Source organism: Lawsonibacter sp. OA9, from assembly GCF_022440585.1.
This window is the reverse complement of sequence record NZ_JAKNTI010000022.1, coordinates 2,374,991-2,386,814: the sequence shown is the minus strand read 5'-3', so window position 1 is coordinate 2,386,814 and position 11,824 is coordinate 2,374,991. Positions and strand designations below refer to the sequence as shown.

At 55.5% G+C, this 11,824-nt stretch carries 12 protein-coding genes and 1 other RNA gene; 3 read left to right on the top strand and 10 right to left on the bottom strand.

Translation table 11 applies throughout. The annotated features are described in order from the left end of the window. Positions 1-20: 20 nt before the first annotated feature. Positions 21-734 (bottom strand): PAQR family membrane homeostasis protein TrhA, encoded by a 714-nt coding sequence (trhA, locus tag MCG44_RS12805; protein ID WP_240288584.1) that lies wholly within the window; start codon positions 732-734, stop codon positions 21-23. Positions 735-896: 162 nt separating this feature from the next. Beyond that, positions 897-1,067: a DUF362 domain-containing protein gene (locus MCG44_RS12800; protein ID WP_147573351.1), complete on the bottom strand. Its 171-nt coding sequence runs from the start codon at positions 1,065-1,067 to the stop codon at positions 897-899. 119 nt (positions 1,068-1,186) lie between these two features. On the opposite strand from MCG44_RS12800, the gene MCG44_RS12795 reads away from it, so the two are divergent. Then, positions 1,187-3,613, top strand: a complete 2,427-nt coding sequence (locus tag MCG44_RS12795) for an ATP-dependent Clp protease ATP-binding subunit (RefSeq protein ID WP_240288582.1) — start codon at positions 1,187-1,189, stop codon at positions 3,611-3,613. A 69-nt stretch (positions 3,614-3,682) separates the two neighbouring features. Here MCG44_RS12795 and MCG44_RS12790 read toward each other — a convergent pair whose 3' ends face one another. The 3 genes from MCG44_RS12790 to MCG44_RS12780 form a co-directional block, all read right to left on the bottom strand. Then, positions 3,683-4,354: a hypothetical protein gene (locus MCG44_RS12790; RefSeq protein WP_240288580.1), complete on the bottom strand. Its 672-nt coding sequence runs from the start codon at positions 4,352-4,354 to the stop codon at positions 3,683-3,685. After that, complete coding sequence (locus tag MCG44_RS12785) at positions 4,355-5,890, bottom strand: DUF1538 domain-containing protein (RefSeq protein ID WP_240288577.1); 1,536 nt, start codon at positions 5,888-5,890, stop codon at positions 4,355-4,357. It lies immediately after the preceding gene. Between the two features lie 372 nt (positions 5,891-6,262). Continuing rightward, a complete protein-coding gene (locus tag MCG44_RS12780; protein WP_147573354.1) occupies positions 6,263-7,000 on the bottom strand; it encodes a helix-turn-helix domain-containing protein in 738 nt (245 codons plus the stop codon). Between the two features lie 285 nt (positions 7,001-7,285). Here MCG44_RS12780 and MCG44_RS12775 point away from each other — a divergent pair, with 285 nt between their 5' ends. Together MCG44_RS12775 and MCG44_RS12770 are read left to right on the top strand one after the other, a co-directional pair. Continuing rightward, positions 7,286-7,759 carry a sporulation initiation factor Spo0A C-terminal domain-containing protein gene (locus MCG44_RS12775; RefSeq protein WP_147573355.1) on the top strand — a complete coding sequence of 158 codons (474 nt, stop codon included), beginning with the start codon at positions 7,286-7,288 and terminating at the stop codon, positions 7,757-7,759. Between the two features lie 36 nt (positions 7,760-7,795). Then, positions 7,796-8,695, top strand: coding sequence for a PAS domain-containing protein (locus MCG44_RS12770; protein ID WP_240288926.1), 900 nt, complete (start codon positions 7,796-7,798; stop codon positions 8,693-8,695). 494 nt (positions 8,696-9,189) lie between these two features. On the opposite strand, the gene MCG44_RS12765 is transcribed toward MCG44_RS12770, so the two are convergent. The 5 genes from MCG44_RS12765 to MCG44_RS12745 all read right to left on the bottom strand — a co-directional run bounded on the left by MCG44_RS12765 (position 9,190) and on the right by MCG44_RS12745 (position 11,775). Continuing rightward, positions 9,190-9,468 carry a hypothetical protein gene (locus MCG44_RS12765; protein ID WP_240288575.1) on the bottom strand — a complete coding sequence of 93 codons (279 nt, stop codon included), beginning with the start codon at positions 9,466-9,468 and terminating at the stop codon, positions 9,190-9,192. Then, positions 9,423-9,787: a transfer-messenger RNA gene (gene ssrA, locus MCG44_RS12760) on the bottom strand. Before ssrA ends, MCG44_RS12765 begins: the two co-directional genes overlap by 46 nt. 233 nt (positions 9,788-10,020) lie before the next feature. After that, on the bottom strand, positions 10,021-10,542 hold the full coding sequence (locus tag MCG44_RS12755) for a peptidylprolyl isomerase (RefSeq protein ID WP_186853135.1): 522 nt from the start codon (positions 10,540-10,542) through the stop codon (positions 10,021-10,023). Between the two features lie 27 nt (positions 10,543-10,569). After that, positions 10,570-11,031 carry an SsrA-binding protein SmpB gene (gene smpB, locus MCG44_RS12750; protein WP_147573357.1) on the bottom strand — a complete coding sequence of 154 codons (462 nt, stop codon included), beginning with the start codon at positions 11,029-11,031 and terminating at the stop codon, positions 10,570-10,572. 72 nt (positions 11,032-11,103) lie between these two features. Further along, complete coding sequence (locus MCG44_RS12745) at positions 11,104-11,775, bottom strand: thiamine diphosphokinase (protein ID WP_147573358.1); 672 nt, start codon at positions 11,773-11,775, stop codon at positions 11,104-11,106. Positions 11,776-11,824: the final 49 nt, after the last annotated feature.

Here is an 11,824-nt window from a genome sequence, read left to right as displayed (position 1 = left end):
CTCCTGTCTGGTATTCAAATTTATAACAACTGATACATCATCACAAAGTGGCAGATACTACCTAGCAGGATAAAGACGTGAAATATCTCATGACAGCCAAAGTGGGGGTTATTTCGACCGGGCCACTTGACCGCGTAGAGTACACCGCCCACTGTGTACATGGCAGCCCCCATCATGAGCCAAAAGAAGCAAACGGAGGACAGGGCGATGCGGATGGGGCCGATGGCGAAGATGGCCAGCCAGCCCATGAACAGGTAGATTGCGCTGGTGAGCCAGCGGGGGATGGAGAGCTTGGTGATGGTCAGTATCATACCCACCACCCCCACACTCCACACCAGAGCCAGCAGGACAGGGCCACCGCTGTCCCGAAGGGCGGTCAAGCACAGAGGAGTATAGCTGCCAGCGATAAGAAGGTAGATGGAGCAGTGGTCATATTTCCGCAGAGCGAGGCGGCCGGGTACCGATACCCGCAGGCAGTGGTACAGAGTGCTGGCTGTGTAGAGGCAGACCATAGACAACCCGTAGACAGCCATTAGTCCAAAGAGAAGCCCGTTTCCCTCGGCGGCAGTCCGGAGGAGAAGGTATATCGTTCCAACCAGGGACAATACGGCGCCGGCTCCATGAGTGATGGCTGACCAGGGGCGTAGGCCGTCATAGGGATCCCGGACTTCCCGTCTCCGCCGGGGGACGGAGGGAAAGAGAGGGGGCTGAACGGTTATGGTATCAGGACGCATAGAGATCGCTCCTTTCAAGGTCAGGAAAGGCTGTTTTCTTAATACCAGTATATCCGTTTCACAGCAAAATATCAATGTGAAATATGACTAAATATAATATTTAAAATTAGATTATAAGATATAAAAAATAACGCCGGAGTATTCCGGCGTTACTTTTTGTGATTAGCCCTCAGTAATAGCATTCATGGGGCAGGTGCCAGCGCAGGAACCACAGTCCAGGCAGGCGCCAGCGTCGATCACATAGTGGTCATCGCCCTGAGAAATGGCGCCCACGGGGCAGGCATCCGCGCAGGAACCACAGCTGATGCAAGCATCACCGATCACATAAGCCATGTTAAGTACACCTCCATCAAATTGTACCTACATTTTAACACAACTTTTGAAAAATGCAATGCTAATTTTTAGAAAAGAGGGAAACCTTAATAAAGATTTTAGACCGAGGTGATCTTTCTATGGCAGACAGCCAGTTTACTTCTACCGCCCTAGGGGCCATCCGCCTGGCCCAAGAGAATGCCGCCCGCCTGGGACACAGCTATGTGGGCTGTGAACATCTGCTGCTGGGGCTGGCCAGCCAGGAGTACAGCCCCGCTGCCTGTGCTCTGCGTAAGGCTGGGGCAGACAGCCATACCCTCCGCTGCGCGATCGGCCAGCGGGTTGGGATCGGAGTGCCCGCCCGCTCCCTCCATCAAGGACTGACGCCCAACTGCTGTCAGGCGATTCGGGGTGCGGTGGGGGAGAGCCGCCGACTGGGTCATGGGGCGGTGAACTCAGAACATCTGCTGCTGGGGTTACTGGGGGACGGGCAAAATGGCGCCATCCGCCTGTTGACCGACTGTGGTGTGGAACCGGCCCAGCTGTACCGACAAGTGGCCGCCTCCCTAGGCGGAGAGGAGCTGCCACCCAGAACCAGAGCACGGGAGCCGGAGGCGAGGACTGCCTCCGACACCAGGCAACTGGACCAGTGCGCCCGGGATCTGACTCGAATGGCCGCCGAGGGAAGGCTGGACCCGGTTATCGGACGGGAGGAGGAGCTGGCCCGAGTGATTCAAATTCTGTCCCGGCGGACCAAAAACAACCCGGCCCTCATCGGGGAGCCGGGAGTGGGCAAGACTGCCGTGGCCGAGGGGCTGGCCTTAGCCATTGCGGACGGGACCGCTCCTGCCCACCTGCTGGGCAGGAGAGTATGCGCCCTTGACTTGTCTTCCATGGTAGCGGGCACCAAATATCGGGGAGAATTTGAGGAGAAGCTGAAGCATGTCCTGAACGAGGTCCGCCGGGCGGGCAACATCATCCTGTTCATTGATGAGCTCCACACCATCGTGGGGGCGGGTTCTGCCGAAGGTGCTATTGACGCGGCCAATATTCTAAAGCCCGCCCTGGCGCGGGGGGAGATACAAGTCATCGGAGCCACCACTTTGGACGAATATCGTCGGCATATCGAAAAGGACTCCGCCTTGGAGCGCCGCTTCCAGCCGGTCACAGTGCGGGAACCCAGCCGGGACCAGGCTCTGGCCATTTTGAGAGGGCTCCGGGGCCGGTACGAGAGCCACCACCACCTGACGATCACGGATGAGGCGCTGGCGGCGGCGGTGGACCTATCGATTCGCTATCTGCCCCAGCGGTTTTTGCCCGACAAGGCCATCGACCTTGTAGATGAGGCCGCCTCCAGAGCCCGCTTGGACCGTCAGGCCCTGCCCCCAGAGCTGAAAGAGCTGGAGGATAGAGCTGCCCAGGCGGGCCGGCAGATGGGCCGGGCCATCCAGGACCAGGACTTTGAGCGGGCGGCGCTCCTCCGAGACGCGGAGGGGGACTTCCGCCGGCAGCTGAGAGAGGGAAAGGAGCGGTGGCAGGCAGCCCAGAAGCCCCGTCAGGTGGAGGAGAGCCACATTCGGGCAGTGCTGACCCAGTGGACTGGCGTTCCGGTCACCGATCCGGACGAAGCGGACAAGAAGGCTCTGTCTACGCTGGAGAAGGAGCTGAACCGCACCCTGCTGGGCCAGGACCGGGCGGTGGAGGCGGTGACAAAGGCTATCCGCCGGGGGCGCCTGGGGCTGAAGGACCCCCGCCGGCCAGTGGGCTGTTTCCTGCTGCTGGGCCCCAGTGGAGTGGGCAAGACCCAGCTATGCCGAAGCCTGGCTTCCGCCCTCTTCGGCAGCCAGGAGGCCCTGCTCCGCTTTGATATGTCTGAGTATATGGAGGCCCACAGCGTGTCCCGCCTTATCGGTTCGCCTCCCGGCTACGTGGGCCATGAGGAGGGGGGGCAGCTCACCGAGCGTGTGCGGAAAAATCCATGGTCTGTGGTACTGCTGGACGAGCTGGAGAAGGCACACCGTGACGTGTGGTCCATTTTGCTTCAAGTCATGGAGGAGGGGGTGCTCACTGACGCCCAGGGCCGCCGAACCGACTTCCGAAACACAGTGCTGGTCATGACCTCCAACCTGGGGGCGCGCCGCTTCGGAAAAAGCCAGAGTCTTGGCTTCCACACCGGAGGACAGGCGGAGCGGGAGGAGCTGGAGCGGGCCGTCCTGGCCGACGCCCGGTCCACCTTTGCCCCGGAGTTTCTCAACCGGCTGGATGCCACCTTGGTGTTCCATCCCCTGGAGCGGGATACGTTGGGGCAGATCGCCCGGCAAGTCCTGTTAGAGACAGGGGCCCGCCTATCAAAGCTGGGAGTGACCATGGAGGTAGAGGACCAGGCGGTTGCGCTGCTGGCGGACCGGGGCGCCGACAGGGAGTATGGAGCCCGGCCCCTGCGTAGGGCCGTTTCTACCCTGGTGGAGGACCCGGCGGCAGATTTGATCCTGGCAGGAAAATTGAAGCAGGGGGATACCCTGAGGGTCATGGCCCAGGAGGGGCAGGTACGGGTACAGCTGGTATAGCACTGGCCTGCGGAGATGGAAAAAAAAACGGCCCCCGGTCCTTTCTGGTCCGGGGGCGTTTCTGTGAAATCAGCCCAGCCGCACGATATGATCGATGGGCAGGGAACAAAGTACGCTCTGGGCTGGACTGCGTAAGCCGTGCTGGACGTTGACCGCCTCCATGATGGAAGCGCGCCTGTCAGTGGGTACCACGATGGCAACGATCTCACGTTCCGCCTTTAGATCAGTGTCATAGGCCTCCTCCAGCAGCTCAAGTCCGGCCAGACGGGCCTTTATGACTGTGCCGCCGCGGGCCCCGTGCTCTTTGGCAGTGGCCATGACATCGTCCGCGCTGCCACGACTGCAGGCCACCAGAATCAAGCTGTTTTCTGTGTGCTCCATAGGGACTTCCCCTCCTTTTTCCCTCTTTGCGCCCTCGCTTTGAAAATTGACCGCGGCGGCGGTCAAACTGTTCAGTCCGCTGAGGGGCAAATCAAAGACAATGCCGCTGGCCCCAGTGCTTCCACGCAGGTCGCTGTCCAGATCATACAGCAGGCGGGCGGCGGTCTGGCGGGTGGCAAAGCTGAAGACCACATCCTTTTCGCTGGAGCCTAGGCCCAGGATATCCATGATCTCCGAGGTGGCGGTTCCCCTCCCGGCGCACTGGAGATGGAGGGACACCTGACGGCTGGCATACAGCTTTTCCATAGTCACGCCCCGGCCGCGCTCTACGATGGATACGATCAGACTGACTGCGTCCATTCAAGCCCCCTCCTTTCCGTCAAAATAGAGAATGACATCCTCTACCTGTTCCATGCGGTGCCGGAACCGGCGGCGGGCCAGGCTGTGCCGGACCACACTGGACAGACCCATGATCTGAATGGTCACCAGAGGGGTCATAGCTACCATAGCCACGATGCCGAAGGCATCAGTCATCACATCCCCGCCCAGGGCCTGACAGGCCCCCTGAGCAAAGGGAAGGAGAAAGGTGGCCGTCATGGGGCCGCTGGCTACACCGCCGGAGTCAAAGGCAATACCGGTAAAAATAGGTGGGACAAAGAAGGTGAGCCCCAGGGAGATGGCATAACCTGGGATCAGCAGCCAAAAGATATTGAGACCGGTGAGCACCCGCAGCATGGCCAGACCCACGGAAACACAGACGCCGATAGACAGGGCGTGGCCCATGGCCTTATGGGTAATAGAGCCATTAGAGACCTCCTCCACCTGCTTGGTAAGGACGGCCACGGCGGGCTCGGCCTTGACGATATAATAGCCGATGACCATTCCGATGGGGACCAGCAGCCAGCGGTTGGGGCTGGAAGCTACGGTGGCACCAATGAGCTGGCCGGCGGGCATGAAGCCCACATTGACCCCGCACAGGAACAGGACCAGCCCTAGATAGGTGTAGACAAGGCCCAGACCGATCCGGAGCAGCTCGTTCCCCTTGAACCGGCGGGTGACGACCTGAAACACTAGGAACAGGCCGGCGATAGGAATAAGAGCGACGGCCACTTCCCGGAAGTAAGCCGGGAGTGAAACCCAAAAGTATTGGGCAGCCTCTAGTGTGGTGGATACGTCCGGGATGGAAGTGGTGTGGGGCACAGCCTGCTCAGGGCGGTAGATACTACCAAGTAGCAGTACGGACAGGATGGGACCGATGGAGCAGAGAGAAACCAGGCCAAAGCTATCGCTGGCGGAGTTTTTATCGCTGCGGGTGGAGGCAATACCTACGCCGAGGGCCATGATGAACGGTACTGTGATAGGTCCAGTGGTGACGCCACCAGAGTCGAAGGAAACGGGGATAAAGTTGGCGGGAGCGAGGGCTGCCAGGGCAAAGACAATAAAGTAGAAGACCAGGAGCAGCCGGCGCAGAGGGACAGCCATACGGATACGCATGGCGGCAATCACCAGGAATATTCCCACACCAATGGCCACGGTCCAGATTAGGACCGGGTTGTCGATGGACGGGACCTGCTCCGCCAGGACTTGCAGGTCTGGTTCCGCTACCGTGGCGAGTACACCCAGGAGAAAGTAGAGGACGATGGGGACGATCAGGTGTCTGGCCCGGCTCACTTCTACGCCCACTCCCTCACCCATGGGGGTCATGGACATATCCACACCCAGAGTAAAGAAGCCCATGCCGCCGATGAGCAAAATGGCGCCGAACAGGAATAGGACCAACGTGCCTGGATCGAGGGGCGCAATGGAGATGGAAAGGAGAAACACGATGGCCGTGATGGGCAGGACAGAGGAGAGGGACTCCTTATTTTTCTCCTTTAGCTGTTTGTTCAAGCGCACGGTCAGGCCTCCTTTCAAACGACTTGATTCCATTATACTGGAGGAAGAAAAATAAAACAGCAATCTTTATATTATCTTAATATGATTTAGACGGTTTTTATGGGGTATATGTGATAAAAACCGGAACAGCCAGCTGACCGATCCGGTTATCTTACGGGTAGTCGCGCCCAGGGGATATAGTGTGTATTGCGTCTTGAGTATGTGGATAGAGGGACTGATACCGTTACGGCGCAAGAATTTTAGGTATAAAGCAAGCCTGCCTGGCCTGAACAACAGCCAGCATTTGGTCAGACCGGGGAAGGACGTTCACAGGGAACGTCCCCTGTCGGATCGGAACAGCTAACAACAGTTTATTCAGACAAGGTAGGTCATTCAGGAGGGCTCCAAGATACCATTTACTTGCCCAAGAACCGTACCAATACAGCGGAATTCGTCTGTTTCTGTTACTAAGATGTCCTCATCAATTACATTTAGAGCCCGCAGACGACACTCTCCCCTCTCTTGAAAAAGGGTACGAAGATAATAAATACCGTTGAGACAAAACAGCCCCATCTCATTGTGCCCTGCCTGCCTTCTCTGAAGGGCCAGAATATCGAATTTACGGAAGACGGGCAGATATTGGTCTACCTGAATCTGAAAGCAGAAATCGGCCCCAACCGGCAGATCCTTTCGCATGATACGCACACTGCCCAAGTTCTCTTGCATGAGAAAACCAGTGTGAAGCTTGCGTACACCAGGCAGATAACAGGGAAGGGTGAGCCGGCTTCTGGCGATTGTTCGAGTATATTCCTCGTTTACAATCAGCCGAACAAGCCGCTTCCCCTCTTCAGAAAGTGCTCTGTATTTTTTGATGGCATCAATCTCTTCCGCGCTTAGAGCCTGGTCATAAATTTTGCTGATTCGGTTTGTTCCAAGATAATCAGAGTAAATATAGTTGGCGTCAACCTCTAAGACATTAATCAGGGAAATTAAGATGTCAGGCTTTGGGGTGCTGATTCCATTTTCATAGTTGGCAATCGCTGACGGAGTCACGCAGATTTTAGCTGCCAGCTGGGGCCTGGTGAGGCCCATTTCCTGTCTCCTCTGCCGCAATTTATCTCCTAGGCTCATATGAGGTCCTCCTTGTTAGACGCTCCAATCCTCATTTCCTGCCTTACAAATCTCTTGCAGATGAGAAAAATAGTAACAAGAAATTTGTAAAAAATGGTTGACTTTCAAAGATGTTTGTTGTAAGCTAAAACCGTTGTTCGTGATACGTGGACGTACATACCATGAGTTGAGAACACTGAGTATATCGATAATACTAAAGCAAAAGACAGTTCCTGTCAACCCACAAATGTATGGGGCTGCCGTGAGAGTAGTGAGAAAATTATTACTGAAAGGATATTTTAGATTATGCTGCAGAATGAAATCGTGGATATCCTATTGCGTGCAGGGATTCCGGCTAATACAAAAGGATTTACATATATTCACGACGCTTTGGAACTCATGGATAAAGATTCCTACTATTTTTCTGGTAAAGTTTGTGTGTTATACGCAAAGATAGCCAAACAGAATGGAGCGACTCCGGGGCAAGTTGAACGTGCGATACGCTATGCCTTTGAGGGGGCTCTGACGCGCGGGGATCTGGAGTCGGTGGAGCAGTATCTGGACCCTATCAACACTAGAAATTCCAATGAACTGAAAGTCTTATTCCTTCGTTGGAGACAAGAGACACATCCAATGGGAGACAGTTCATGTGATGCCATGTCAGTATGCCGCGCGCAGATATACAACGAGATTTTAGACGAGATGAATGCTCTGACCTTCAAAATTCAACAGGCTGTCTCAAACATCGGAGCTGAAAATATAGCGATGCAAGGTCAATGATACTCGATCTCGAAATTAGGAGAGAGATATGTGAGAATGAAAAGTGATTTAAAAATGCCAGCCTCTTGGCGTTTTTCCGCCCATAAGCATGGTGCGCATAGGGAACTGGAGCGTTGTGTAGAAAAAGCAATGCTGAACTTGTTAAGTGAATGTATGTTTGGCGGTATTATGATTACCTATAATACTCCGGATTTTCCCCTCTATTACATAGATGACCGGATGCTGTCTTTTCTGGATTACCCAAACCAGACGGACTTTGCCACCGCAATTAAAGGTGCTGTGATCAACTGCGTTCGGGCCGAGGATCGGGAGAGCTTGCGGAGTGAAATTGCACAGGCCCTTATGAGTGGAAACAGTTACACAACAACTTATAGAATGCTATGCAGAGATAAAGGCTATATCTGGGTGAAAGAGACAGGGGTACAGACGGTTCTGCCGAATGGGGAGTCAGTGCTGGTCAGCCTATGCTTAGATATCACTGGCCAAGTGGAGGCGCAGGCTGAGTTGGAATCCATCGTTCAGTGTCCTATGGGCGGAATTTTCCGCGCCAGAATGGACCGGGATTTTACCCTGATTTATGCTAACGATCACTACTATGCGCTACATGGCATCACGAGGGAGAGTCTACGCAATCGACTAAATAACGGGACGATCCATTTGGTCCATCCAGCGGATATTCCTTTTATTGAGCGGCGGCTGCACAAAGCCGTGGAACAGAAGGAGCAAACGGTTAGCTTAGAATACCGTGTCGTCCGTCCTGATGGAGAGGTCGTGTGGCTGCTGATGAACGGCTCATTGTCTGAGCAACAGGGGAATATGCTTCTCACAGGTATGGTTATTGACATTTCTCATCAGAAGTTCATGGAGGAACGTCTGTGTTGTAAAAGTCGGCGGCAGCGCGCGCTGTGTGCCAGGGATCATGATTCCTCCAATTAAAGTGGAACTCTGTCCAGCCTAAGCATATGTTTGCCACCATCGGAGAAAGGTAGAGCGTTGGGCTGCAAAATCGGCGAACAAAATATCTGGAAAAAACAGCAGTAGTGACACAGCAGCCATATTGAAAAGCCGGACAACATGTTAGGCTGAGGAGAGATTCATGAGCGGCATATTGAAGAACGCTGCCTAGAACGAATTGCGACTTGTTTCAACCAGTCCCGTTTCGTTCTGCAAAGAGCGGTTAAAATCGATATTTTTAGCCTTGGGACTGTTAGAAGAAATACACCGCCTATCGGGCCCTTCTGGGCCGTGCGCCGAGCGGCGCGTAAATTCCCGGCCTGCGGCCGAGAATTGCGCAGGGGCAGCTCTGCCGACCGCTAGCATTAAAATTCCGGAGGGTTTCGGCCGACTTAGGCGGCCAAAACCCAAAAAGAAAGACATCTGCTTTCAGCAGATGTCTTTCTTTTTGGCAAGGGGTAACAATCCAAATCCTCTCAGGTCGGTCGAACTCTCTTGGATTCAAATTTGCAATTTTTCTTGAGAAGCATCCAACCGGCCTTCTGGCCGGCGGCGCCTTTGCGCCGTACAAGCGTTTTGCCACAGGCAAAACCTTGGCGCAGGGCGAATTCACTTCGCCCGAGCATTTCAATCACCGAAGGGTGGAGCGACCAACGGGAGCGAAACCCAAAAGAAAATGCGACTTGTCGAAACAAGTCGCATTTTCTTTTGGTGGAGGCGGGGAGAGTTGAACTCCCGTCCGAAAACACATTCATGGGAACTTCTCCGGGCGCAGACGGTTATTACAGGAGTCTTGCTCTCCCCGTTCCCTTCGCTTCAGGCAAGCCGTCACGCCTGAAGGTCAGGTGAGCTTCATGATGCATGGCCGGCTCAAAGCTTTGCCGGCTCACGTCCGCCACTAAGCGACGCCTGATCCGGGCTCGTGGCCCTTCCCGGTCAGACGGCTGCCTTTAATTAGGCAGCGTAAGCGTAGTTGTCGTTCTTTAATTTATAAAGAATGCCCGTTTTAAGGTGGCCAGGCGCCACCGCCCGCTATTCCCACTGCAGCGTCCCCGTCGAAACCGGTACGCCCCCTCGTCGTCGCAAAGTCCAGCCAACTCCGCTTCCCATAATGGCGAAAACTTCGCTCGCTCCCTTATTCCTCCTCTCCAAAACGGATCCGCTGCACTGGGTTCCATTTTGGACAGCAACTTTGCCGCCAGAAAAAGAAAACGTATGCAGTGTGGTTTGCTTGAGGGATTCAGTGAAATCAGACCGTACCGGCACGGCTGGCGCGCCGGTACGGATGCGCTTACTCAAGGACTATATTATACTTTCTCCGGTTCAGGGTACTCCACACCAAAGGTGTCAACGGTAACCGACTTCATCCTCTGGTCCTGACGGGGCCGGTCATTCCAATCTGTCTTGCTGTTTACGATGGCGTCAGCCACCTCCATGCCCTCAAAGACCTTGCCAAAGGCGGCATAGCTGCCGTCCAGGTGGGGAGCCTTCTCGACCATAATGAAAAACTGACTGCCGGCGGAGTCGGGGGCCATGGCCCGAGCCATGGACAGCACACCCCGGTCGTGGGCCAAGTCGTTCTTTACACCGTTCTGGCTGAACTCGCCCTTGATGGAGTAGCCGGGACCGCCCATACCAGTGCCTTGGGGGCAGCCGCCCTGGATCATGAATCCGGGGATACAGCGGTGGAAGATCAGCCCGTTGTAAAAGCCCTTGCGGACCAGGCTGATGAAATTGTTGACGCTGTTGGGGGCCACCTCAGGATAGAGCTCCGCCTTCATGACGCCGCCGTCTTCCATTTCAATGGTGACAATGGGATTTTGTGCCATATCTGTCATCCTTTCTGATAGTACCGGTCACCGGTTCCTTGTCTTCATCGCCCGGTCTATTTCCCGCTTGGCGTCCCGCTTGGCGGAGGACTCCCGCTTGTCATAGAGCTTCTTGCCCTTGGCAAGCCCCAGCTCCAGTTTGACCCGTGGGCCCTTGAAATAGACGGACAGGGGGATGAGGGAGTAGCCGTCCTGCTGGATCCGGCCGGAGAGCCGCAGGATCTCCCGCCGGTGCATAAGCAGCCGGCGGGGCCGGCGGGGGTCCTTATTAAAAATGTTGCCCTTTTCATATGGACTGATGTGCATACCCAGGACAGACAGCTGCCCCTCCTTGATGATGCAGAAGGAATCCTTCAGATTCACATTGCCCAGCCGGATAGACTTGACCTCGGTGCCCGCCAGTTCAATGCCGGCCTCAAATTTCTCTTCCACAAAGTAGTCGTGGTAGGCCTTGCTGTTTTTGGCGACGACCTTGACCGCTTCGCCCACTGGGGACACCTCCTCTCCCTCAAGATCAGGGAACAACTATACCATAGGATAGCCCAAAAGGCAAGGAAAAAGTCAAGGATTGGGCCACAGTTTGGGCAGCTGGGAGTAAAAATTCCCCGATTCCTCCCACAGCAGCAGGAGAGAACCATGCCTTACAGACACCGTGGCCTCTGTGCCCAGAAACTCATTGCTGACCCCAATGGGGAAACTGCCCTCCATTTGATACTGGTCCAGTGGAAATTTGAGCCCAGTGAGGGTGACCCCTTCCGCTGTGCCGCTGTTGCAGAACACAGATAGATAGCCAGACATGGAGGCGGGGAAGGTGAGGGAACTGTTCCGGAGGGCGGTGGCCGCTGTTTTTTCGCCTGCCAGGAATCCGTGGGCCCCCTGGGTAGTCAGCCAGTCCAGCAGCTGGAGGTTGCCAAGGGTGTGCTCCAGCCGGCCACCCACGCCGCCCAGCAGAACGAATCGCCGGTAGCCCAGCTCCAGACCCTTACGAAGAGCGTAGACCATGTCAGTATCATCCTTCTCCGCTGGGAGCTGGATCACATTGGGATGGGAGGGGGTGCGACCCAGGGAATCAAAGTCGCCCACCACAAGGTCAGGCGTGACGCCGTAGGCCATCAGGGAGTCATAGCCACGGTCGGCGGCGATGACGTAGTCCCCCGGAGCGGGGTAGGGGCGCAGAGAGGGGGACAGGGACATGGCCCCCACCACATAACAGATGCGTTGGTTATTGGTCATGATAAAACCTTCTTTTTCAGAGAGCATAAGAGGCCCGGAAAAGACCGGG